The 24453-nt window shown below is 54.5% G+C and carries 15 protein-coding genes, 2 tRNA genes and 3 rRNA genes; 9 read left to right on the forward strand and 11 right to left on the reverse strand.

The features are described 5' to 3' along the window. Complete coding sequence (gene guaD / locus LG300_RS08465; protein WP_404377948.1) at positions 1–1311, forward strand: guanine deaminase; 1311 nt, start codon at positions 1–3, stop codon at positions 1309–1311. Positions 1312–1496: 185 nt separating this feature from the next. Here the strand turns inward: guaD and rrf are convergent. The 5 genes from rrf to LG300_RS08490 all read right to left on the reverse strand — a co-directional run bounded on the left by rrf (position 1497) and on the right by LG300_RS08490 (position 6730). Then, a 5S ribosomal RNA gene (rrf, locus tag LG300_RS08470) occupies positions 1497–1612 on the reverse strand. Positions 1613–1748: 136 nt separating this feature from the next. Then, positions 1749–4640: ribosomal RNA gene (locus LG300_RS08475) — 23S ribosomal RNA — on the reverse strand. A gap of 215 nt (positions 4641–4855) precedes the next feature. Next, positions 4856–4931, reverse strand: a tRNA-Ala gene (locus LG300_RS08480). A 103-nt stretch (positions 4932–5034) separates the two neighbouring features. Beyond that, positions 5035–5111 (reverse strand) — tRNA-Ile (locus LG300_RS08485). 86 nt (positions 5112–5197) lie between these two features. After that, a 16S ribosomal RNA gene (locus LG300_RS08490) occupies positions 5198–6730 on the reverse strand. The 16S, 23S and 5S rRNA genes sit together here with 2 tRNA genes alongside, the layout of an rRNA operon. A 411-nt stretch (positions 6731–7141) precedes the next feature. Between LG300_RS08490 and LG300_RS08495 the strand changes: the two genes are divergently transcribed. Continuing rightward, positions 7142–8128 (forward strand): cytochrome-c peroxidase, encoded by a 987-nt coding sequence (locus LG300_RS08495; RefSeq protein ID WP_404377949.1) that lies wholly within the window; start codon positions 7142–7144, stop codon positions 8126–8128. A 37-nt stretch (positions 8129–8165) separates the two neighbouring features. Here the strand turns inward: LG300_RS08495 and LG300_RS08500 are convergent, their stop codons facing one another. The 6 genes from LG300_RS08500 to LG300_RS08525 form a co-directional block, all read right to left on the reverse strand. Further along, positions 8166–9158: an adenosine deaminase gene (locus LG300_RS08500; RefSeq protein WP_404374479.1), complete on the reverse strand. Its 993-nt coding sequence runs from the start codon at positions 9156–9158 to the stop codon at positions 8166–8168. A gap of 24 nt (positions 9159–9182) precedes the next feature. Then, positions 9183–10895 (reverse strand): thiol reductant ABC exporter subunit CydC, encoded by a 1713-nt coding sequence (cydC, locus tag LG300_RS08505; RefSeq protein ID WP_404374481.1) that lies wholly within the window; start codon positions 10893–10895, stop codon positions 9183–9185. Continuing rightward, positions 10892–12577: a thiol reductant ABC exporter subunit CydD gene (gene cydD / locus LG300_RS08510; RefSeq protein ID WP_404374483.1), complete on the reverse strand. Its 1686-nt coding sequence runs from the start codon at positions 12575–12577 to the stop codon at positions 10892–10894. Before cydD ends, cydC begins: the two co-directional genes overlap by 4 nt. 4 nt (positions 12578–12581) lie before the next feature. Next, a complete protein-coding gene (gene cydB, locus LG300_RS08515; protein WP_404374485.1) occupies positions 12582–13583 on the reverse strand; it encodes a cytochrome d ubiquinol oxidase subunit II in 1002 nt (333 codons plus the stop codon). Positions 13584–13585: 2 nt separating this feature from the next. After that, entirely contained in the window at positions 13586–15001 is a 1416-nt protein-coding gene (locus LG300_RS08520) for a cytochrome ubiquinol oxidase subunit I (RefSeq protein WP_404374487.1), read from the reverse strand. Positions 15002–15226: 225 nt separating this feature from the next. Next, positions 15227–16201, reverse strand: a complete 975-nt coding sequence (locus LG300_RS08525) for a calcium/sodium antiporter (protein ID WP_404374489.1) — start codon at positions 16199–16201, stop codon at positions 15227–15229. Between the two features lie 185 nt (positions 16202–16386). Between LG300_RS08525 and LG300_RS08530 the strand changes: the two genes are divergently transcribed. From LG300_RS08530 to LG300_RS08560, 7 genes are all read left to right on the forward strand, one after another. Continuing rightward, on the forward strand, positions 16387–17730 hold the full coding sequence (locus LG300_RS08530; protein ID WP_404374491.1) for a PqiA/YebS family transporter subunit: 1344 nt from the start codon (positions 16387–16389) through the stop codon (positions 17728–17730). Beyond that, positions 17723–19405 (forward strand): intermembrane transport protein PqiB, encoded by a 1683-nt coding sequence (gene pqiB, locus LG300_RS08535; RefSeq protein WP_404374493.1) that lies wholly within the window; start codon positions 17723–17725, stop codon positions 19403–19405. Before LG300_RS08530 ends, pqiB begins: the two co-directional genes overlap by 8 nt. A 15-nt stretch (positions 19406–19420) precedes the next feature. After that, positions 19421–20008, forward strand: a complete 588-nt coding sequence (locus LG300_RS08540) for a membrane integrity-associated transporter subunit PqiC (RefSeq protein WP_404374495.1) — start codon at positions 19421–19423, stop codon at positions 20006–20008. A 270-nt stretch (positions 20009–20278) separates the two neighbouring features. Continuing rightward, positions 20279–21535 carry a DEAD/DEAH box helicase gene (locus tag LG300_RS08545; RefSeq protein ID WP_404374497.1) on the forward strand — a complete coding sequence of 419 codons (1257 nt, stop codon included), beginning with the start codon at positions 20279–20281 and terminating at the stop codon, positions 21533–21535. 75 nt (positions 21536–21610) lie between these two features. Then, complete coding sequence (locus tag LG300_RS08550) at positions 21611–22114, forward strand: hypothetical protein (RefSeq protein WP_404374499.1); 504 nt, start codon at positions 21611–21613, stop codon at positions 22112–22114. Between the two features lie 8 nt (positions 22115–22122). Further along, the gene (locus tag LG300_RS08555; protein WP_404374501.1) at positions 22123–23322 is read left to right on the forward strand and encodes an MFS transporter; all 1200 of its coding nucleotides are present in this window, start codon (positions 22123–22125) and stop codon (positions 23320–23322) included. A 30-nt stretch (positions 23323–23352) separates the two neighbouring features. Further along, entirely contained in the window at positions 23353–24423 is a 1071-nt protein-coding gene (locus tag LG300_RS08560) for an asparaginase (protein WP_404374503.1), read from the forward strand. Positions 24424–24453 lie beyond the last annotated feature (30 nt).

Genomic DNA, 24453 nt, shown 5'->3' on the forward strand with positions numbered 1-24453 from the left:
ATGACTTCTACCGACACACTCATTCGCGCGGAACTAGTGAGTTTTGCCCGCGACCCAGGTGACGATAACTTGCCTCAACCGGGTAGCCTTGAGCACTACGGCGACGGTCTCTTATGGCTTAAAAATGGACATATCCAGGCGGCTGGCCACTACTCCGAGCTCATCGACCAGCTACCGCCAGACAGCCAGGTGCTCGATTATCGTGGCAAACTGATTATGCCTGGGTTTATTGATACCCACGTCCACTATGTCCAGCTAGACATCATGGCTTCATATGGCCGTCAGCTACTGGACTGGCTAAATGACTACACTTTTCCCGAAGAGTGCCGGTTTGCCAGCCACGCCCATGCAGAGGCACTTTCTAATGCCTTTCTAGACGAAATGCTCCGTGCAGGCACAACGACAGCACAAGTGTTCGGCTCCAGCCACCCAGGCTCGGTAGATGCTTTTTTTACAGCCTGCCAAAAACGCCAGCTGCGTATGTTGGTGGGCAAAGTCTTGATGGATCGTAATGCACCTGACGCTTTGATGGATGGTGCAACAGGTATTACAGATACCGAGCGTTTAATTGAAGACTGGCACGGTAAGCAGCGTTTAGGTTACAGCGTAACGCCACGGTTTGCACCGACATCTACTAAAACACAAATGGATGCCGCTGGTGCGCTGCTGCGTAACGATTTCACCCTCTGGCTACAAACCCACCTAGCGGAAAACACTGGCGAATTAGACTGGGTCGCTGAGCTATTTCCTGGTAGCAGAGACTATCTATCGGTTTATGAAGAGGCGGGACTTGTAGGCCCACGCAGCACGTTTGCCCATGGCATTCACCTCGATAACGGTATGCGTAAACGCTTGGCCGAGCGAGGAGCCAATATCGCATTCTGCCCTAGCTCCAATCTCTTTCTTGGCAGCGGACTTTTTGATCGGGAAGCTGCGAGAGAGACTGGCATGGCTTTTACCTATGCCAGTGATATTGGCGCAGGTACGGACCTCTCGGGGTTCGGCACCTTGAAAAGCGCTTACCAAGTGGGCCAACTGCGCAGGCAGCCGCTTACCGCCTGGCAAGGTTTTTATGGCTTGACTCATGGCAATGCCAAAGCACTCTCTTTAGACAGCCACATTGGCCAGCTTGCCCCCTCTTATGAAGCAGATTTTGTGGTTATCGATCCACAAGCGACCCCACTACTTGGACGCCGCATTAGTCGTTGCACCACCTTAGGTGAGCGCTTATTCGCACTCATGATGCTCGCCGATGACCGTGCCATTTATGAAACCTGGGCAGGCGGTATCTGTCAGCATCACCGCGATTAGCTTCCGCTTCTTCCGAATACTTGTTCATAACCCTAGCTGATTGGCTAGGGTTTATTTTGCTACTTGCTTCTTTTATGTCACGTCTCTTTCAGAAAGCAAAAAGCCCCGAGCACGGTGTGCTCGGGGCTTTTGTTGGGTGCAAACAAATCACCCAACCGGTTGGCTGGGTGGTTTGCAAAATAGGTGCCTGACGATGACCTACTCTCGCATGGGGAGACCCCACACTACCATCGGCGCTAAGCGGTTTCACTGCTGAGTTCGGCATGGGATCAGGTGGTTCACGCGTGCTATGGTCGTCAGGCGTAACAGGTAATGCATATCATGCTGTGTTAGGTGATCGTCTCTTTGGCAAGCCTTGGCTTGCGCGTGCGTATCCGGTGTTCTGAGTGGCTGTCCACTCGATCGTTATCACTGCGCCCAGACCCCTTGGGTGTTATAGGGTCAAGCCTCACGGGCCATTAGTACACGTTAGCTCAACGCCTTGCAGCGCTTCCACACCGTGCCTATCGACCAGCTGGTCTCGCTGGGCCCTTTAGGAGGCTCACGGCCTCGGGGATGTCTCATCTTGAAGGGGGCTTCCCGCTTAGATGCCTTCAGCGGTTATCCCGTCCGACCATAGCTACCCGGCAATGCCACTGGCGTGACAACCGGAACACCAGAGGGTCGTCCACTCCGGTCCTCTCGTACTAGGAGCAGCTCTTCTCAAACATCCAACGCCCACGGCAGATAGGGACCGAACTGTCTCACGACGTTCTAAACCCAGCTCGCGTACCACTTTAAATGGCGAACAGCCATACCCTTGGGACCGACTTCAGCCCCAGGATGTGATGAGCCGACATCGAGGTGCCAAACACCGCCGTCGATGTGAACTCTTGGGCGGTATCAGCCTGTTATCCCCGGAGTACCTTTTATCCGTTGAGCGATGGCCCTTCCATACAGAACCACCGGATCACTAGAACCTGCTTTCGCACCTGCTCGACGTGTCTGTCTCGCAGTCAAGCACCCTTATGCTCTTGCACTCATTGCACGATGTCCGACCGTGCTGAGGGTACCTTCGTGCTCCTCCGTTACGCTTTGGGAGGAGACCGCCCCAGTCAAACTACCCACCACACACTGTCCTCGATCCGGATCACGGACCTGAGTGAGAACGCCAATGATGCCAGGCTGGTATTTCAAGGTTGGCTCCACCCGAACTGGCGTCCGGGTTTCCAAGCCTCCCAGCTATCCTACACAGGCAACATCAGCGTCCAGTGTGAAGCTATAGTAAAGGTTCACGGGGTCTTTCCGTCTAGCCGCGGGTACACCGCATCTTCACGGCGATTTCAATTTCACTGAGTCTCGGGTGGAGACAGCGTGGCCATCATTACGCCATTCGTGCAGGTCGGAACTTACCCGACAAGGAATTTCGCTACCTTAGGACCGTTATAGTTACGGCCGCCGTTTACCGGGGCTTCGATCAAGAGCTTCGGCCGAGGCCTAACACCATCACTTAACCTTCCGGCACCGGGCAGGCGTCACACCCTATACGTCCGCTTGCGCGTTAGCAGAGTGCTGTGTTTTTACTAAACAGTTGCAGCCACCTGGTATCTTCGACCGGTTCGGGCTGAGGAAGCAAGTTCCCTTACCCTACGCCGGCGTGCCTTCTCCCGAAGTTACGGCACCATTTTGCCTAGTTCCTTCACCCGAGTTCTCTCAAGCGCCTTGGGATTCTCACCCTGACCACCTGTGTCGGTTTGGGGTACGGTCGCACATGATCTGAAGCTTAGAGGCTTTTCCTGGAAGCGTGGCATCAATGACTTCGACACCGGGGTGTCTTCGTCTCGTCTCTCGGCCTTGGCGTCCCGGATTTACCTAAGACACCAGCCTACTGACTTTCACCAGGACAACCAACGCCTGGCTCACCTAGCCTTCTCCGTCCCCCCATCGCAATCATGTCCGGTACGGGAATATTGACCCGTTTCCCATCGACTACGCCTTTCGGCCTCGCCTTAGGGGCCGACTCACTCTGCTCCGATTAGCGTCGAACAGAAACCCTTGGTCTTCCGGCGAGGGAGTTTTTCACTCCCTTTATCGTTACTCATGTCAGCATTCGCACTCGTGATACCTCCAGCATGCTTCTCAACACACCTTCATTGGCTTACACGACGCTCCTCTACCGCTCATCCAGAGGATGAACCCGTAGCTTCGGTACCTGGTTTAGCCCCGTTACATCTTCCGCGCAGGCCGACTCGACTAGTGAGCTATTACGCTTTCTTTAAAGGATGGCTGCTTCTAAGCCAACCTCCTAGCTGTCTGAGCCTTCCCACATCGTTTCCCACTTAACCAGGATTTGGGGACCTTAGCTGACGGTCTGGGTTGTTTCCCTTTTCACGACGGACGTTAGCACCCGCCGTGTGTCTCCCACGCTGGCACTCACCGGTATTCGGAGTTTGCCTCGGGTTGGTAAGTCGGGATGACCCCCTAGCCGAAACAGTGCTCTACCCCCGGTGGTGATACGTGAGGCGCTACCTAAATAGCTTTCGAGGAGAACCAGCTATCTCCGAGCTTGATTAGCCTTTCACTCCGATCCACAAGTCATCCAAATCTTTTTCAACAGATCCTGGTTCGGGCCTCCAGTTGATGTTACTCAACCTTCACCCTGCTCATGGATAGATCGCTCGGTTTCGGGTCTATATCCAGCGACTGTGTCGCCCAGTTAAGACTCGGTTTCCCTACGGCTCCCCTATACGGTTAACCTCGCCACTGAATATAAGTCGCTGACCCATTATACAAAAGGTACGCAGTCACGGAACAAAGTCCGCTCCTACTGCTTGTACGCACACGGTTTCAGGATCTATTTCACTCCCCTCTCCGGGGTTCTTTTCGCCTTTCCCTCACGGTACTGGTTCACTATCGGTCAGCCAGGAGTATTTAGCCTTGGAGGATGGTCCCCCCGTCTTCAGTCAAGGTTTCTCGTGCCCCGACCTACTCGATTTCACGTGATCAGATTTTCGGCTACGGGGCTATCACCCGCTATGGCCGTGCTTCCCAGCACGTTCGCCTAATCCGTCACACGCTTAAGGGCTGGTCCCCGTTCGCTCGCCGCTACTAGGGGAATCTCGGTTGATTTCTTTTCCTCAGGGTACTTAGATGTTTCAGTTCCCCTGGTTCGCCTCCTACGCCTATATATTCAGCGTAGGATACTCAGCTGGTGCTGAGTGGGTTTCCCCATTCAGAGATGTCCGGGTCACAGGTTGTTTGCCACCTCACCGAACCTTATCGCAGGCTACCACGTCTTTCATCGCCTCTGGCTGCCTAGGCATCCACCGTGTGCGCTTCATTGCTTGACCCTATAACCCGAAGGGGTCTGGTATCGCGCAATGATAACGATTGCCGGATACGCTTGAGACGTATCACTTAACAATTTACGTATGAACGTTTTTAAAAAACGTTCATGTCAGCATGATATACATTGTTAAAGAGCGACTGTTCAGTGAACAGTGATAAAGCGACGCTGGTACGTTCGACTTATCAGTGGTCACGAAACAACAAACAGTTTATGGAATGGTGGAGCCAAGCGGGATCGAACCGCTGACCTCCTGCGTGCAAGGCAGGCGCTCTCCCAGCTGAGCTATGGCCCCATCTGACCACACTGACCTCTCGGTAATTTCACTCAGCACAACACCTTTTATGGTGCGCATAACGAGTCATGCGAATCATAAAGATGGCAGCGATGAGTCAATTTGGTGGGTCTGGGCAGACTTGAACTGCCGACCTCACCCTTATCAGGGGTGCGCTCTAACCAACTGAGCTACAGACCCAAGAGGGGATCGTGCGTAAACCGTTTGCTCTACTATCTGATCAGGTAATTCATTGTGAGCGCTTACCGCGAGGATGAGTCATCGATTAAGGAGGTGATCCAGCCGCAGGTTCCCCTACGGCTACCTTGTTACGACTTCACCCCAGTCATGAACCACACCGTGGTGATCGCCCTCTTGCGTTAGGCTAACCACTTCTGGTGCAGTCCACTCCCATGGTGTGACGGGCGGTGTGTACAAGGCCCGGGAACGTATTCACCGTAGCATTCTGATCTACGATTACTAGCGATTCCGACTTCACGGAGTCGAGTTGCAGACTCCGATCCGGACTGAGATCGGCTTTTCGGGATTGGCTGACTCTCGCGAGCTCGCAACCCTTTGTACCGACCATTGTAGCACGTGTGTAGCCCTACTCGTAAGGGCCATGATGACTTGACGTCGTCCCCACCTTCCTCCGGTTTGTCACCGGCAGTCTCCTTAGAGTTCCCGCCATTACGCGCTGGCAAATAAGGACAAGGGTTGCGCTCGTTACGGGACTTAACCCAACATTTCACAACACGAGCTGACGACAGCCATGCAGCACCTGTCTCTGCGTTCCCGAAGGCACTAAGGTATCTCTACCGAATTCGCAGGATGTCAAGAGTAGGTAAGGTTCTTCGCGTTGCATCGAATTAAACCACATGCTCCACCGCTTGTGCGGGCCCCCGTCAATTCATTTGAGTTTTAACCTTGCGGCCGTACTCCCCAGGCGGTCGACTTATCGCGTTAACTTCGCCACAAAGTGCGCTAGGCACCCAACGGCTGGTCGACATCGTTTACGGCGTGGACTACCAGGGTATCTAATCCTGTTTGCTACCCACGCTTTCGCACCTCAGTGTCAGTGTCAGTCCAGAAGGCCGCCTTCGCCACTGGTATTCCTCCCGATCTCTACGCATTTCACCGCTACACCGGGAATTCTACCTTCCTCTCCTGCACTCTAGCTTGACAGTTCCGGATGCCGTTCCCAGGTTGAGCCCGGGGCTTTCACAACCGGCTTATCAAGCCACCTACGCGCGCTTTACGCCCAGTAATTCCGATTAACGCTCGCACCCTCCGTATTACCGCGGCTGCTGGCACGGAGTTAGCCGGTGCTTCTTCTGCGAGTGATGTCTTTCCTAGCGGGTATTAACCGCTAGGCGTTCTTCCTCGCTGAAAGTGCTTTACAACCCGAGGGCCTTCTTCACACACGCGGCATGGCTGGATCAGGCTTGCGCCCATTGTCCAATATTCCCCACTGCTGCCTCCCGTAGGAGTTCGGGCCGTGTCTCAGTCCCGATGTGGCTGATCATCCTCTCAGACCAGCTACGGATCGTCGCCTTGGTGAGCCGTTACCTCACCAACTAGCTAATCCGACATAGGCTCATCCGATAGCGGGAGCCGGAGCCCCCTTTCTCCCGTAGGACGTATGCGGTATTAGCCTGGGTTTCCCCAGGTTATCCCCCACTATCGGGCAGATTCCTATGCATTACTCACCCGTCCGCCGCTCGTCAGCATCCAGCAAGCTGGATCTGTTACCGCTCGACTTGCATGTGTTAGGCCTGCCGCCAGCGTTCAATCTGAGCCATGATCAAACTCTTCAGTTTAAGATCTATGCGGTTCTTGCCTGTCACCGTAGCAACAGAAGCGAACCAAACTTGGCTCAAGGGTCAAACGAATTCATTCATTAGGCCGAAGCCTGTTTGACGAGTCGCTTGCCTTGATGTTTTGGTGATTTATCACCCTCATCGGCAAGCGCCCACATGAATTACCTGATCAAATTGTTAAAGAGCTTTCGAAGGGCGTTGCCGTTCGATGTGTGCGTATTTTACGTATTTAACTCCGCACGTCAACACTTTTTTTGGAATTACTCTTTGAGCAGAGCAATCACAAAAAAGGCTTAACGTTTGACCCAGCGCAACCTTCTAAAACCTAGCTTTTTTTAAGCTAATACTGACGCCTAAAAATCAGTATTTGCAGGCGTGGGCGTTGAAAAAGACCTAGATGAGAGGGGAACCATGCATAAAAGAATTGATGTGTTATCAGCAATAGGAGTGACACTGCTGTTTGCTACTAGCGCAGCACAAGCGAGCGATGGCCTGGAGGACTATCGCCAGAGATTTGAGCCTTTGCCACACTTACCACCTTTACCTGCTGACAACTCGCAAACGGATGAGAAGGTCGAACTAGGCAATATGCTTTTCTTCGAGCCGCGCATTTCGTCAAGTGGTGTCATCAGCTGTGCTACCTGCCATAACCCAGCGCTGGGATGGTCGGACCGAATCCCACGTGCCGTTGGACACAATGGGCAGGTCGGGGAGCGCAATACACCCACTGTATTAAACAGCGGCTTTTTGGATGCTCAGTTCTGGGATGGCAGAGAGCCCGACCTTGAAGGGCAGGCCCTAGGCCCTATTCAGGCAGATGTTGAAATGGCCATGCAGCTAGATCATGCCTTAGAGCGCTTAGCTGAGTTCGACCTGTACCAGAATAAATTCTCAGCTGCCTACCCTGACCAGGAAGATCCGATCAGCGCTGATAATTTAGCCAAGGCACTCGCTGCATTCCAACGGACATTGAACACTCCCGACGCGCCTTTTGATCGCTACTTGCGCGGAGACATGGATGCTATTAGTGAACAAGCCAAAAACGGCATGGTTGCCTTTGTGGATAATGGCTGCATTGCTTGCCACCGTGGGCCGAATTTTACCGACAGTCAGTTCCATGCCATACAAGTGCCAGGCTCGAAGGATCTGGGGCGCTATGTAGTCACAGGAGAAGAAAGTGACAAATACCGCTTCCGCACACCCTCGCTACGCAATGTAGCAGTTACCTACCCCTATATGAACAATGGCGCGACGCCAACCCTGGAAGAGGCTGTCGCTGTAATGGGGCAAGAGATGCTAGGACGGGAGTTTGATGAAGCTACAATCGATGATATCACTGCATTCTTGCACACCTTGACGGGTGAAATGCCAGCATTTGAGGTACCGGCCCTACCCTAGAAGATACACCGCCGACAATATTGTCGGCGGTGTTGTATTAAGAAGCAGCAAGACGTTGAAGCAGTTCTTGGCGCCTAGGCTCATCAACGAAAGCCTCTTCAATGGCATAGCGGTTCAGTAAGCGAAAGGTTTCAGCCTCCCAACCAAATGCCTGAGCACAGGCAATATGATTCTCCAGCAGCCCACCCCCAAAGTAGGCTGGGTCATCGGAACTAATCGTTACTTTGAGGCCCTCCGACAAGAGCTTGGGCAGCGGATGGTCACTTAACTGCTCCACCACCTTCAGACTAACATTCGATAGTGGGCAGACAGTCAGTACAGTCTGCTGATCGCGCAATCGCTTAACAACTTCATCACTTTCCAAACAGCGCACTCCATGGTCGATGCGCTGTACATCAAGCAAATCAAGGGCTTCAGCAATGTACTCTGCCGGCCCCTCTTCACCAGCATGAGCAACGCGCACTAAACCAATCTCTTTGGCACGCGCAAAAAGCTTTTGGAACTTAGCCGGTGGATTATCCCTCTCTGCACTATCCAGCCCGATGGCATCGAGAAACTTCCAATAGGGAGCTGCTTGCTCTAATACATGAAGCGCTTCTTCGGCGGGACGGTCCCTCAGGAACGCCATAATCATACCCACCGTTAAGTCCAGCGAGGCCTTCGCCTCTTCTTTAGCACGCAGTAGCCCTGCCATTACTACCTCTAAAGGAACGCCACGCTGGAGGTGCGCTTGAGGGTCAAAGTGCATATCGATATGCAGCACCCCTTCCTCCCGTGCACGCTTGAAGTAGTCCATGGCAAGGTCATAGAAATCCTGTTCGTTGCGTAGTACGCCCATCCCTTGATAATAGAGGTTCAGAAAGCCTTGAAGGTCTTCAAAATCGTAGGCTGCCTTGGCTTCATCGACGGATGCATAGGGCAGCTCGATACCGTTGCGGGCAGCAAGCGCAAACATCAGCTCCGGCTCTAGCGAGCCCTCAATATGCAAGTGGAGCTCGACCTTGGGAAGTTGGCGTAAAAATTCGTTCATACTGCGCTCCTGCTTGCCGTTGAGTTAGCTTTCACCGGTAGTATCTGTAAATAACCGCCCCCCATCAAGGCGCCACCTATATTCAACGCCAGGCAGCAGCGCCATATCGTCTATTTGATGAAGAAGGAAAATAGCCGTTCGACCAACTAGCCATCGATCAAGAGAGTCAGCCAATTGCCTAGCCGTATCAGAGTCGACGCCGGCAAAAGGCTCATCCAGTAGCACTACATCGGGGTTACGTAGCATTAACCTTGCCAGAGCCACTCTTCTGGCTTGCCCCCCCGACAGCTGCCGCCCCTTCTCGCCCACATGGGTCAGCAACTGTCTAGGCTGCTGCTTGGCCCAACGTGCTAATGAAACCATGGTTAACGCCTGCCACAGCTCATTCTCTGTTGCATCGGGCTTGGCAATACGCAGGTTTGCTTCCAGCGTTCCATCAAACAGGTCAGTGTGCTGGGTGAGAAGTGCAAAGTGCTCAGCCCGACTCTCTGGCGAAGCATATATAGGGGAGACGCCAGCAACGCTAACGGTTCCTTGTGTCGGCACCACCCTACCCATAATTAAGCTAGCCAATGTCGACTTTCCCGAACCCGAGACACCGGTAATTACTGCTCGCTTCTGGGCTGGCAGCGTCATCTGGAGGTTAACCAGAGCGGAATAGACCGCTCCCGGATAGACATAATCAACACCATTCAGCTGGATGGAATATCTCCCTGGAGCACGGGGAAGTTCAACAACCTCCGACGATGGGGCATTCACTGTGAGCGAATTTAAGCGCTGCACAGCTGCATAGCTCATCCCCAGCTTCAAAAAAGCAGCGGGGAGCAATGCCACTACCTCGTTAATTCCCAGCACCGCTATCACTACCATCACTAGGATAGGCCCTCCTACCTCGCCCGTGGCGAAAGCAAGACTGCCAAGCCATAAGATAGCTATCAGCAAAAAGCCAGTTACTGCGGAGACAAATGCATTGCTCACGGCAGACTGCACCGCTAAACGGCGCTGATTGCCAAGCGCCTGAATCTCGTGCCGCTGAATTTTTTGACGATGCCAAACACTGGTTTGATAACTCAATAACTCAGCGGACGCTTGAACCTGATCCAGCGCCAGCCTTCGCAACTCCTCTTGGTCATTGACTTGCTGGTAGCTGTTAGCAAAGCCCAGCCAGCCACAACCGAGTGTAACGACGGCCCAGAGAAGCGTCATCACTATGGCTACTACGACACCGGCCATAGGCAGCCAAATCGCAATGACAGCAGATATCACCAGAATCATTAGCAGCGCAGCGACGGGGGGAATGAGTAACCGCAAATAGAGATTATCCAGATTATCGATATCGGCAGTGAGGCGACTTAGCCATTCGCTTGCGCGGCGACGCCTAAGAGCAGCATCATCCAAGCGAGTCAGATTGCCAAATACGCGATAGCGCAAATCGGCCAGGAGCGTTAGTACGGTATTGTGGTTATACAAACGCTCCATATAACGCGCGACGGTTCTGAGCAGTGCAAAAAACCGGATACCGCCACCGGGTACATATACATCCAGCGTAGATGGCAGCCCCGCCGCCAACGCTATGCCCGCCAGAGCACAGGAGACGATGAACCATCCAGACAGGCCTAACAGCGAGAGCCCCGCCAGTAGCGTCACCCATACCAGTAGCGCACCCACCCAAAAACGCTGGCGACGACGCAACAGCAGCTTGAGCCAGGGAGCAGCCTCACGATACAACCGCTTCATACTGCCACCTCAACCAACCGGCCTGAGCGGCACTCAAAACGGCGGTTGGCTACCGCCATGACTGCAGGATGGTGCGTCGCCATAATCAGCGCGCGTCCTTCGTTTGCCCACTCAAGTAATGATTGAATGACCGCCTCTTCCGTTGCAGCATCCAGGCTTGCGGTAGGCTCATCCAACAAAACGAGCCGAGCCTGGCTTAAATAGACCCGCGCCAACGCTAGCCGCTGTGCTTGGCCGCCTGAAAGGCCAACGCCACGCTCGCCAACGGTTGTTTCCAGCCCCTGCGGTAGACGAGCCAACAGCTCGCTAAGCCCTGCCCGCTGCAGGGCAGATACCAACGCTACGTCACCAGCCCCTGGGGCAGCGATACGCAGATTATCGGCAAGAGAGCCTTGCAACATACAAGGAGTCTGGTCCAGCCAAGCAACGGGGGCTGAAGCATCCAAACGGCACTCGCCACGGCTAGGCGCCATAAAGCCTGCCATTAGCGCAAGTAGCGATGATTTACCGCTGCCGGACTCACCGGTAACCACAACCACCTCGCCAGCCGACACCGATACATTGACACCGCTTAACACCGTGGCACGCTCGGCATAGCGGATAGTTACGTCATCTAGTTCAATGAGTACATCTGCCGATTCTGGGGGTAAAGGCGGCACGGCCACTCTATTGGGTTCGTTAAGAATAGCGACCACGCTTTCGGCCGCGCCCAGCGCAGCAGCGCGATCGTGATAGTGCTGGGAAAGGGTCCTTAGCGGCTGAAAAAACTCAGGGGCTAACAGTAGCACCGCTAGGCCACTAAATAGCGTTAACGCTGGCGAAGGGCCATAGTCGATATAACCCAGCAAGCCAAAGCCAACGTACATAGCGACAACAGCTATCGCCACAGAAGCAAAGAACTCCAACACCGCCGATGACAAGAACGCTAGACGCAGAGTTCTCATGCTGAGACGACGATAATGGTCCGTGGCATACCACACATCTTGCTGAGCGGCTTGGGTGTGCCCAAACAGCTGCAACGTTGTCATTCCGCGTACGCGGTCAACAAAATGGGCGGATAAACGGGATACCGCCATAAACTGATCCCGATTAAGGCGTTCAGCCCCCATCCCCACCAAGGCCATAAACAGCGGAATCAGCGGCGCGGAGAGCAACAGAAAGATCGCCACCAAATAATCCAGCCAGCCGACAACGCAGAGAATTAGTAGCGGCAAGACCACTACGATTCTAAGCTGAGGGTAAAAGCGTGCAAAGTAGCCATCAAGGGCTTCTATATGCTCAACCGCCTGGGTTGCCAGCGCTCCGCTCTGCTGGCGGGTTAACCATACCGGGCCAAGTGCCGCAATTTTATCGAGCAACACTTGGCGAGCATATTGCCGAATCCGCAAGCTCGCCTGGGCACTACATGTCTCTTGCAGCATTTGAAAAAGGGAGCGCAGAACAACAACAGCGACTAAGCCAATAAACACCGGCACCAGTGACGTGGGAGAACGGCCCGCAATCACTATTTGATCGATTAACCAAGCCAGCCCCACTACCAAAAGAGCAGTGTGTCCGCCTGACAGCACTCCCCAAAACGCCGCCCGCATCAGCTGACGCTGCTCGCGCTTTGCAAGCTGAGCCAACCAATGGCGCGGCGTTACGGTCTCCATCGTCTCGGCTTCTGGAGGATGGCTACCCATACGGTTAGTGATACCCCTCCCCGACACGCACCTTGCCGCGAAACACCCAGTAGGTCCATGCGGTGTAGGCGAGGATGATGGGGATAACAAACAGCACGCCAATTAGCAGAAATAGCTGTGACTCGGGTGCCGAGGCTGCATCCCATAAGGTGTAATCGGGCGGCACAATCACCGGCCACTTGCTAACGATTAAGCCTAGGTAGGTAAACACGTAAATACCAATCGTCGCTACAAAGGGGATCCCTTCGTCACGACGCTTCACCGAACGGTACACCATAAAGGCAGAAAAGAGCGCCAGCGCAGGGAAAATCCATATAAGCTGGAGATTGCCAAACCAACGCTCCCATACCATTGGGTTAACGAATGGCGTCCAGATACTAATAATCGCGAACACACCCAACACCAGCGCCAGCAGCATGGGGGTAATTTTATAGGCCCACTCCTGGATATGACCTTCTGACTTAAGAATCAGCCAGGTAGCACCTAACAGCGCATAACCCGCCATTAACCCAAGCCCGGTCAGCACGGAGAAAGGCGTTAGCCAATCGAAAGCACCACCAACGAAGGCAAAGTTTTCCACTCGGAAGCCTTGGATATAGGCCCCCACCACAGCCCCCTGGGCAAAAGCGGCCACGCCGGACCCCCAGCTAAATGCCCGGTTCCACCAACGGCGGTTGCGACGGGATTTAAAGCGGAACTCAAACGCCACCCCTCGGAAAATCAACCCTGCCAACATCAAGAAAACGCCGATATAGAGTGCCGGCAAGAAAACCGAATACACCAGCGGGAACGCGCCCAGTAGACCTGCGCCTCCCAATACCAGCCATGTTTCGTTACCGTCCCAGACGGGTGCCACCGAGTTCATCATCACATCGCGGGTATCTTCATCAGGGGCGAAGGGGAACAGGATGCCCAACCCTAGGTCGAACCCGTCCATCAGAACATACATCATGATGCCAAAGCCGATGATGCCCGCCCAAATTAGCGTTAAATCAAACATTTCCATGTTTAGCTCCTCACCGGATCAACGTCGTCGTCAAAAGGCGTATGTGCGGCAGAGAACGGGCGCATAGGGCGCTTGAAGTTCTCGCTGGTGGATTCACTCTGCTCTTCGGGCAGCATACCGTTGCGTACGACGCGAGTGAGGTAATAGATACCGGCATAGAAAACCACAGCGTACACTGCCACGTAGCCGATCAGGGTAAATAGCGCCATCGGCCCCGTTAAAGACGGCGTCAATCCCTCCGCATGGGTCATCATGCCGTATACCAACCAGGGTGCACGGCCCGATTCCGTGACAATCCACCCCGCCAATACCGCAACGAACGGCATAGGAATCATGTAAACCAATGTTTTTAAGTAGCCGCTGTGTTCGTACACTTTACCTTTGCTGCGCATCAGCAGACCGGCCAGCGCAGTCGCAATCATGAGCAAACCGATGCCCACCATGATACGGAATGCCCAAAAAACAATAATAACCGGCGGCTGCTCCTCAGGAGGCGCTTCGCTAATACCAGGAATTTCGCCATCAGGTGAGTGCGTCAGAATAATACTGGCAAGATTTGGGATTCCAATATCCAGATGGTTGGTTTGCGCATCCTGGTCGGGAATGGCAAATAGCAACAGCGGTACATTAGTAGACGTTTCCCAATGCCCCTCCATTGCCGCCACCTTGGTTGGTTGATGCTCTAGGGTGTTCAGACCGTGGAAGTCCCCTATCACCGCCTGGGCAGGTGCTAGGAACAGCAGTAACCATAAGCACATAGAGAGTGCGCGGCGGTTCGCTTCTGGATCACGACCGCGCAGTAAGAACCAAGCGCTCACCCCGGCTACCACAAAGCCACCGGTTAGGAACGATGCCATGGCCATGTGCGCAAAGCGATACGGGAATGATGGGTTGAAAATCGCCTCAGACCAAGACGTCACATGGAACCGGTTGTCGATTAGCTCAACACCGGCGGGCGTATGCATCCAGCTGTTGGCAGACAAAATCCAGAAAGAGGAAATAAATGTGCCGACAGCGACCATAATGGCCGCGAACAAATGCACCCCTTGCGGGACTTTGCCACGACCAAATAGCAGCACGCCAAGGAAAGCTGCTTCCAAAAAGAACGCGGTCACCACTTCATAGCTTAATACCGGCCCAAGGAAATTCGAGGCCGCCTGAGAGAAGTTACTCCAGTTCGTACCGAACTGGAAGGACATCACGATTCCAGAGACCACCCCCATGCCGAACACAACGGCAAATACCTTTGTCCAGAACAAGGAGAGACGGTCCCAGGCAGGGTTATTTGTCTTGAAGTACAAGCCGTGCAGCAGCGCTATGTAGGACGCGAGGCCAATGGTGAATACCGGGAAAATCGCATGAAACGATACAACGAAGGCGAACTGTATTCGCGATAGTAATAAGGGGTCGAGTTCCATAACACTCTCCTAAGGCCTGGATTAATATCCCGTCACTGGGTCACACAAGCTTAGTTGAGCCTTGATGGCACTGCATTTTAGTTATAAGCACTAAGCTTATTCTTTACACATGTTGTAGCTTACCTCTTCGACCAGTGCTATACAGCGATAGTTTGCCTGAAAAGATGTGTCGCATTGACGCACTCCTTCCAGGCAAACCTCCTTACTTACTGACGATGGAGCAGCCTATGACATCACGACAATACTGACCATATAGCCGGTATACGCAATAAAGATTGAGAACAGTACGCCCCCTTCAATACGATTGATTCGGCGCGGGCGACCTCGCCAAGAAAAAGCGAATAGCACCATCAACAGCGTCATAAATGTCATCACACTCCAATCTCGCACCAGCACTTCACGTCCAGCCTCAATGGGGGCAATGACCCCTGCCAACCCGACCACGGCCATGCTGTTAAATAAGTTAGAGCCAACAACGTTACCCAGCACCATATCGTGCTCATTACGCCGTAAGGCACTGATTGAAGAGGCCAGTTCAGGCAATGAGGTACCCACTGCGACCACGGTAAGCCCGATAACCAAATCACTCACCCCGAAGCCAGTCGCGATTTCTACCGCTCCCCACACCAATAACCGCGAGCTGGCGATCAACAGCACTAAACCGATTAGCGTCCACATCAGCGCCTTACCACGCGACATCGGCTTACTATCGAGGCTTTCGGTCACTTCATCCATCAGTGGGTCATCTTCCTGCCCACGAGAACGAATAATACTAATCGTAATAAATATGCCGAGCGCCACGAGCAATACAATGGCCTCAATACGGGAAATCCAACCGTCGAGCAGCATATAGCCAGTAAGCAACATGACAGCTACCAACAATGGCATTTCTTTGCGAATAACACCTGAATGCACTGCTAGCGGAGAGATAAGTGCGATAAAACCCAAGACCAAGCCAATATTGGCAATGTTAGAACCATACGCATTACCTACTGCCAAGCCAGGGTTGCCCTGCATGGCCGCCAGTACGGAGACCATCATCTCGGGTGCTGAGGTGCCAAAACCAATCACCAGCATACCGATAAGCAACGGTGACAGCCCAAGCCATCTCGACGTTGCCGCAGCACCGTCAATAAATTTCTCAGCACTCCAAATAAGCAGGACTAACCCTACTACTACCGCAATAAAGGCAAGTAACATTTCAGTTCCTTAATGTCGTAATGTTAGGCACTATCGCGGCTGCATCCTTGTCCAACTCATTGGCGGGGTCAAGTACTGTTTTTGAAGAGCCATCAGGTAAGCTGATTTGACTCTCAAGGACTACCATCGTATTGGTTTTACCTGCACTACGCACAGAGAGTCTGCTGTTGCCTAATTATCAATTTATGAAACGCCCTTCACTGCCGGTAAATACGCCACAAGTGGATTGCCAGCCTCCAGAAACTCGAGTACAGCGGCGGCGCCTGCGAGCTTGTCATGAGTGCGACTGGGTCTCGGCATTGCCACCGTTGAAGTCGGGTGAGAAAGCCACCTGCCCACGCTGCTCTCATGTACTGGTGAAGCGGCATCGCTACCCTGCACAGCGCAGTATGGCGCTAGCGCTGGCATCGCTTGTTGCGCTGCTTGTAGCCATCTCTTTCCCTTTTGTTAGTTTCAATGTCAGCGGAGTCAGCAACCGAATTGAGCTCACCCAAACCGCCACCACGCTCATTGCGTTTCATCAGCCGGTCGTTGCTATCGCCGTTATCATGACCATCGTAGTGCTTCCCGCGGTTTATTTGTTTGGCGTTATTTGGTTGCAGTTTGGCCTACTAAGCGCCCGGCCTATGCCCTTCAGTCGGGATATCGCCCGCTCACTCGCCCACCTGACTCCCTGGATGATGGCCGATGTGTTTATCATTGGCGCCTTGGTAAGCTTGATAAAAGTCGCCGGAATGGCGCAGATTGACCTAGGCATCTCATTCTGGGCATTTTGCGTCTTCGCTATTCTTTTATTGATGACCTCACAATCTCTGGATGCTGACTGGATGTGGTTCTCCTTAGAGGGGGAACCACTCGCACCAGAAGGCACCAAAACGGGAACGACTGCGGCTAGCCAGCAGGTGACAGGCTGTCCAACCTGCGGTTTAGTAAACCGTATGCATCAGGGTAAAGAGCGCTGTATTCGCTGCCATGAGAAGCTGCATAAGCGCCTACCGAATAGTTTACAACGTACCTGGGCGCTGCTGTTTGCAGCCGCTGTTATGTACATACCCGCTAACCTTTACCCTATTATGACGACTACCAGTTTGGGGAATACTTCCCCATCCACTATCGTTGGTGGCGTCGTCCAGCTCATTCAAATGGGCTCATGGCCCGTGGCAGCAGTTATTTTTATTGCCAGCGTTATTGTACCCGTAGGCAAACTAGTAGCCCTTGCCTGGTTATGTCTTGTCTTAAAACGCAGTAATGAATTAAATGCCCAAAGCCGGACTCGGCTTTATCGATTAACTGAATTTATTGGACGCTGGTCCATGGTTGACGTATTTGTCGTCGCTATTTTGGTGGCCTTAATCCGTGCCGGATCCCTTATGTCGATAACACCAGGGCCTGCTGCGCTCGCGTTTGGTGCCGTTGTGGTACTGACAATGCAAGCAGCGATGACCTTTGATCCGCGCTTGATTTGGGACACTCCTCCTCCACGACCTACTCGCCGTAAAGCGGCCACCAAGGAATCTGTTGATGGCTAATGATTCAACGCCTAAAAATAACCCAACCGATGAAAGCAACGATTTAAACCGCGCAAGGACATCGCCCCAAACTCGGCTCTCCCCGATTTGGATCGTACCTCTAGTTGCTGTCCTTATTGGCCTGTGGCTGGTTTACGATAACTACTCAAGTCGTGGCACCTTGATCACGCTCACCATGGAGAGTGCCGAAGGTATTGAAGCGGGCAATACGCTTATTCGAAGCCGCAACGTTGAGATAGGTCGAGTACAGAGTGTTCGCTTATCGGATGACCTTTCCCATGCGGTGATGACAGCCAGGATCCAGCCTGAAGCTGAAGCCATGCTACGGGAAGACAGTCGTTTCTGGGTAGTGAAGCCACGCATTGGTCGCGAGGGCATTAGCGGCCTGGGCACCGTGCTCTCGGGTGCCTATATCCAGCTTGAGCCAGGCCAATCCGAGGAGTCTAAACGCGAATTTGAAGTGAGCGATATCCCTCCGGTAGCGCCTGCGGGGCAAGCCGGCTTACAAATCAACCTAGTCAGCCAACTGGGCAATTCGCTGCGCGTGGGTGACCCAGTCTCTTATCAGGGCTATACGGTGGGCCGGGTAGAAGATACCCGCTTTGACCCAGAAACACGCACCATGCACCATCAAGTATTTATTGAAGAACCCTATGCCCAGCTGGTGACCGACAGCACCCGCTTCTGGACAGCGAGCGGTATTGACTTTCGTCTGGATGCCGATGGTGTGCGGGTCAACGTGGAGTCACTCGAAGCCCTGTTAGGCGGTGGTGTCACCTTTGGCGTGCCTGAAGACCTCCCCATGGGTAAACCGGTGGAAGCCAATACACGCTTTAACCTTTATGCCGATGAAGACACAGCACGGGAAGGCACGTTCAATCGCTATTTAGAGTACGTCCTGCTTGTGGATGATACGGTTCGCGGCCTTTCCCGTGGCGCTCCTGTGGAGTTTCGGGGTGTCCGTATCGGCACCGTCGCCGCCGTCCCCTGGAATTTCACGGCTCCGCAACCCGACTCCCGTTCACGCTTCGCCATTCCGGTGCTTATCCGCATCGAGCCTCAGCGTTTAGGTATTGAAAACACCGATATCGATTTAGAAGAGTGGGACCGCCGCTTCAAGCGTATGTTTGGCCTGGGCCTAAGGGCGTCGCTTAAAAACGGCAGCCTGTTAACAGGGGCGCTGTTTGTGGACCTGAACTTCCGACGAGATCTTGCCGACGAGTATGTGGCGGAAACCTTCTCCGACCGCACTGTTTTCCCAACCGTCGCGGGTGGTTTTGCCCAGATCCAGGCCCAAGTCACTAATCTACTTGAGAAACTGAATTCGCTGGAAGTCGAGCCACTGCTGGCAGGTTTGGATCGCAACCTGCAAGCCTCGGAAAACGTACTTAACGAAGTTCGAGAAGTGAGCGCCTCTATCAATCAGCTGCTCAACGACCCAGAGACCCAAGCCATTGGCGGCAACCTTAATGGAACGCTGGAAGAGCTGCGTAACACGCTTCAAGGGCTCTCGCCCTCCTCTCCCGCCTACCAAGAGCTCACCACCGCCATTGAGCGCCTAGACCGTTTAATGCGGGATCTACAGCCACTCACACGGACGCTGAACGAGAATCCCCGTGCACTTTTATTCGATAACCTGGAAACGCAGGACCCGGTTCCCCGCGCGCCCCGCTGATAAGGATTGACCGTCATGCTACGTCGATTACCGTTACTGCTGTTGTTCATCGGCTTGAGTACGCTACTTGCCGCCTGCGCTAGCAGCGTCTCTCCACCGGCGCGCTACATGCTACCGGCAGGCCCGGCAGTGAGCGCTCCCGACAATCCGCAGGACACCCTGCAAGTACGTTCGCCCCGTTTGGCGCACTATTTAGACGTCGATGGGATTGTGATGCAGCTAGACGACATCACCTTAAACGAAGCCCGGGAGCACCAATGGGCAGAAAGCATTGGGCGCCAGCTTGAGCGCGCCTTGCGCGCCCAGTTAGCGGAGCGGTTGCCTACCGTGCAAGTGGTACGGGCGGAAGGTAACAGCCCCGAAGCCCTCACTCTGTCAATGGAAATTGATCAGTTCCAGGGTCGCTACGATGGTGTCGCAGTGGCCAGTGGCCAGTGGCAACTCAGAGGCCCCAACAATGAGCTGCTAGCCCTCAAAAGCTTCACTGCCGAAAGTACCCTTAATCAGGATGGCTACCCAGCGCTTGTGCGCTCCTTAGGGGATAGCTGGAACGCTGTCGCACAGCAAATTGCAGAGCAACTACGCCAAGGTGGCTATTTCTAACGCCACCACCCTGCTTTCAGTCGCCAGCGCCGAAATGGGACTTTCGTGTTACACTCACTCGCATGAAAGGGACCACCGTTAGCGCTACCCCGTCACTCCCTTGTAGCGCCTTGCAAAGCGCTACATGGCTTACAAATGCCCGTCGCGGCACAGCGCGTTAGCTAGCAAACGTTGCTGCCGCGGCGGTGTACCATCCTCGCTTTTTGAACATAACGCCTAGTAATGCCGCCGAGCTAGTGGCGCCGATTGCTATGCGACTGCGGAGAACGCATGAGCTTTTCTAATCTTGGCCTGCACGATGATTTATTGCGCGCAGTGTCTGCGCAGGGCTATACACAGCCTACACCTATTCAACAACAGGCAATTCCTGTCGTGCTGGAAGGCCGCGACCTGCTTGCCAGCGCCCAAACGGGTACCGGTAAAACCGCTGGCTTCACCCTGCCTATGCTGCAGCGTCTGGCTAACGGTAAACGCCCAGGCAAGCGGCAGGTACGCGCATTAGTACTTGCCCCCACCCGCGAGCTGGCGGCCCAGGTAGGCGAAAGTGTGGCCACCTATGGCCAACATCTTTCGCTACGCTCCCACATTATTTTTGGTGGCGTGGGACAGCAACCGCAGGTTGACGCACTGAGAGCGGGGCTGGATGTGCTGGTTGCTACCCCAGGGCGCTTACTCGACCTACACCAGCAAGGCCATGTAGATCTGTCGGCCGTTGAAATCTTAGTGCTGGATGAAGCGGATCGTATGCTGGACATGGGGTTTATCCATGACATCAAGCGGCTATTGCGACTGGTGCCGAAACAGCGGCAAAACCTGCTGTTTTCCGCCACCTTCTCCAACGAGATTCAAACGCTAGCTCAGCAGCTACTAAATAACCCCGCCCTTATCGAAGTGGCTCCGCGCAACACCACCGCCGAAAAAATCGAGCAGGCCATTTATCGGGTAGACCGCGATAAAAAGCGCGACCTGCTCGCCCACCTCATTCAGCGCCACAACTGGTTTCAGGTACTGGTATTCACCCGCACCAAACATGGCGCTAATCGGCTAGCCGAGCAGCTCTCCAAGCAGGATATTCCCGCGATGGCGATCCATGGCAACAAAAGCCAGGGCGCCCGCACACGAGCACTGGGCGCTTTTAAAAGCGGCGACCTGCAGGTACTGGTAGCCACCGATATTGCAGCGCGCGGGCTGGATATCAACGAGCTTCCCCACGTTGTCAACTTTGATTTACCCAACGTTGCAGAAGACTACGTACACCGCATTGGCCGTACGGGCCGGGCAGGCAGCAATGGCGAGGCGGTATCCCTCGTGTGTGTGGATGAGCATGGCCTACTCAAAAATATCGAGCGCCTCATTAATCAAACCCTGCCGAAGCATATTGAACCGGGCTTTGAGCCAGACCCCAACGCCAAACCGGAACCTATTGAAAACGGCCGCCGCGGCCAACGCCAGCCTCGCGTCAGGCGGAAACTAGAAGGGCAAGCCGCCCAGCCTGGCAGTGAGCGCCGGCGTCGCGCCCGCCGCTAGCCCGAACGCCCGGAATATGCGAAGGTAGCGCCTCGCATATTCCGGCGTTTTGCTGAATTTATTCATGGAGTGACTATGGCGTCTTCACACATCATGGCAGATTATCGCCAATGGCTGACCTTTCAGCGGCAGGAGCAGCTGAGCCGCGAGCATCAAGGTATTTCCCAGCGCCTCGAAGATGCCCGCGCAACCGCCAACCAGGTTGTACAAGCCTATCGCAGCATGGCCGAAAAGGCTTCAATGGAGGGAGCTTGCTACCGTACCCTGTTCCTGCGGGAGCGCGATAACAACGCCTCGCTACCCTGTGAAGGTTGGCTATTTGTGCGCCGCGTCCTCAGCGAAGGGAATAGCACCCGTGTTCGCGTCACGCTGCTGGAGACGTTTACTCTTGAAGAGGGCAACATTCCTTTGGGTGATAAACCCGCGCGTAAGCTGACGCTGGAGATTTTCGACAAGCTGGATATCAATAAAGGAATGCGTACCCAGGTTCGCGTAGACTGCCTGGATACCCCGCAAGACTACCACTTTATTACCCTGCTGGATGCCGTTCGCGGTGACCTACGCGCCTACCTGACGTAAGCGTTCCGATGATTTCATCCCGTGCGCGCTGCTTTATTGTGCTGATGTTTGTGGTAGGGCTGAACTTACGCCCTGCCATGTCATCCGTTGCCCCTTTGCTCACCCGCCTGCAGGAGACGGCCGGGCTTTCCCCCGCCGCGGCAGGAGTACTCACCACCCTTCCCGTCCTGTTTCTTGGCCTAGCCGCGCCGCTGGCACCGCTGCTAGGCCAACGAATCGGCAGCGAACGGGCCTTAAGCCTTGCCCTTGTGCTGCTTGCTGGCGGCTTAATGGTAAGAGTGTTACCGCTTCCAGGCGTCCTCTATCTCGGGTCGGCCATGGCAGGGAGCGCCATTGGTATTGCTGGCACCCTCCTACCCGCCCTCGTAAAACGCGAGGTTCCTCGCAGCGCCGACCTCCTGACGGGCCTTTATACCATGGCACTCTGTTTGGGTGGCGCCTTGGGCGCCGGTCTCAGCGTGCCGCTCATGCAGTGGCTGGGGAGCTGGCAGCTTAGCTTGATCAGCTGGTCGCTATTGGCGATAACGGCGCTGGTACTTTGGGTAGGCTTTGCGCCCACCGCCCCCCTACGGCAAGGCCCCGTCCCGGCACGGCTACCATTAAGCTCGCTGCTAGGCCAACCGCTGACATGGCAGGTGATGCTCTTTATGGGGATTCAATCCTCCATGGCCTATATCGTCTTTGGCTGGTTGCCCACGCTGCTGGTTGAGCGCGGCTATAGCGAAGCAGACGCCGGCTGGACCATGGCTGTTTCTATTATGTGCCAGCTTGCCTCGGCGCTCAGCGCCCCTTGGTTCGCCCGCTTATATAAAGACCAGCGGCCTGCTCTCCTTGTGGTATTAGCGTTTACGGCGCTAGGGCTAGCCCTGTTGCTTATTGCGCCGTTGCGCTGGCAATGGCCCGGTGCAGCCCTGCTAGGCCTTGGCCAAGGCGGAAGTTTTAGCCTCGCATTAAGCTTGCTCGTTCTTAGAACCGCTAATGAGCGTCTTGCGGGCCAGCTTTCCGGCTTGGTACAAGGGGGCGGTTACACCATCGCGGCACTCGGCCCCTTCGGAGTGGGTCTCATGCTGCAAACCGGCGCCACCACGCAACATATTGCCTGGCTGCTGATTGGGTTGATCGGTATTTGCTGTGGCTTTGCGCTCCTCGCCGGGCGCAAGCGGCAGCTTGATGATCAAAGCGGCCAACTACAGGTACACCATCAATAACGCCACCTTAGGTTTCAACAGGACACAGCGATGAGCCAAGCTCCTCTCCTTGCAGATGCCCCCAGCAGCCAAGAGCGGTTGCTCGTCATTTATACAGGCGGCACGATTGGGATGCAGCCCCACGAAAACGGGCTTACCCCAGCCGGTAATTTTCCGGAGCGCTTAACCAAGGCTCTTAACCAGCTGCCACTACAGCTACAGCAATCACTGCCTGCCTATGATGTCATTAGCTACACATCGCTTATCGACTCCAGCGCGGCTACCCCACTGACCTGGCAACAGCTAGCGGCAGATATCGCCAAGCGATTTGCGGATTATCGCGGTTTTGTAGTGATTCACGGCACCGACACGCTGAGCTGGACCGCCGCCAGCCTTGCCTACCAGCTGCAAGGCTTGGATAGGCCAGTTGTTCTCACCGGCGCTATGTCACCGCTTGAGTCAGCGAATAGCGACGCATTAGGCAACTTGTACGGCGCGCTGCGCTTTGCCGCCAATCCTGAACTCCAGGAAGTAGCCATTTATTTTGCCAATCGTCTGCTACGGGGGGTACGCGCCATTAAACAGCACAGCGAAGCTGACGAAGCGTTTGCCTCGCCCAGTTACCCGTTACTGGGTGAACGCATCGGCGACGATTTTATTCTTTTCCCCAGCCGTGGGTTAGCCTACCAACAGCGCGGTGCACCACGCTTTGAACTGGTGGACTACCAGCCTGTCGCTCATGGTGAGGTGGTGCGTATTACCCTATGGCCCGGCATTACCCCCTGGCAATTAGAGGCTTGGCTAAGTCACCCAAGCGTGAAAGGCGCCTTGCTGCAGCTATGGGGGGCAGGCAACCTACCGGATAACCCCGACCTGCTGGCGGTGATTGCCAAGGCGAGCGGCGAAGGCAAACTGATTGCCGCCATCAGCCAGTGCCCGCAGGGCAGTGTGCATCTAGGAGCGTATGCCGCAGGGCACGGTTTAGCCGATGCCGGGGTGCTATCCGGCGATGCCATGACCCCTGAGGCCGCCTATACAAAACTGGTGCATGTATTAGCACAACCGCTTTCACCTGAAGATCAGCGGAAACGTTTTCTGACAGCGCTAGTCGGCGAGCGTTAAGTGGGCTAGCCGGCGTTTTACTGGCACTGT

Source organism: Vreelandella aquamarina, assembly GCF_044805175.1.
Taxonomy (GTDB): Bacteria; Pseudomonadota; Gammaproteobacteria; order Pseudomonadales; family Halomonadaceae; genus Vreelandella; species Vreelandella aquamarina_B.

Bases quoted from the DNA above. Each gene is read 5' to 3' on its own strand.
- LG300_RS08555 (WP_404374501.1), top strand. From the start codon at position 22,123: ATGATTTCATCCCGTGCGCGCTGCTTTATTGTGCTGATGTTTGTGGTA.
- guaD (WP_404377948.1), top strand. From the start codon at position 1: ATGACTTCTACCGACACACTCATTCGCGCGGAACTAGTGAGTTTTGCC.
- pqiB (WP_404374493.1), top strand. From the start codon at position 17,723: ATGGCTAATGATTCAACGCCTAAAAATAACCCAACCGATGAAAGCAAC.
- cydD (WP_404374483.1), bottom strand. From the start codon at position 12,577: ATGGGTAGCCATCCTCCAGAAGCCGAGACGATGGAGACCGTAACGCCG.
- LG300_RS08495 (WP_404377949.1), top strand. From the start codon at position 7,142: ATGCATAAAAGAATTGATGTGTTATCAGCAATAGGAGTGACACTGCTG.
- LG300_RS08525 (WP_404374489.1), bottom strand. From the start codon at position 16,201: ATGTTACTTGCCTTTATTGCGGTAGTAGTAGGGTTAGTCCTGCTTATT.
- LG300_RS08540 (WP_404374495.1), top strand. From the start codon at position 19,421: ATGCTACGTCGATTACCGTTACTGCTGTTGTTCATCGGCTTGAGTACG.
- LG300_RS08500 (WP_404374479.1), bottom strand. From the start codon at position 9,158: ATGAACGAATTTTTACGCCAACTTCCCAAGGTCGAGCTCCACTTGCAT.
- LG300_RS08520 (WP_404374487.1), bottom strand. From the start codon at position 15,001: ATGGAACTCGACCCCTTATTACTATCGCGAATACAGTTCGCCTTCGTT.
- LG300_RS08545 (WP_404374497.1), top strand. From the start codon at position 20,279: ATGAGCTTTTCTAATCTTGGCCTGCACGATGATTTATTGCGCGCAGTG.
- LG300_RS08550 (WP_404374499.1), top strand. From the start codon at position 21,611: ATGGCGTCTTCACACATCATGGCAGATTATCGCCAATGGCTGACCTTT.
- cydC (WP_404374481.1), bottom strand. From the start codon at position 10,895: ATGAAGCGGTTGTATCGTGAGGCTGCTCCCTGGCTCAAGCTGCTGTTG.
- LG300_RS08530 (WP_404374491.1), top strand. From the start codon at position 16,387: ATGAAACGCCCTTCACTGCCGGTAAATACGCCACAAGTGGATTGCCAG.
- LG300_RS08560 (WP_404374503.1), top strand. From the start codon at position 23,353: ATGAGCCAAGCTCCTCTCCTTGCAGATGCCCCCAGCAGCCAAGAGCGG.
- cydB (WP_404374485.1), bottom strand. From the start codon at position 13,583: ATGGAAATGTTTGATTTAACGCTAATTTGGGCGGGCATCATCGGCTTT.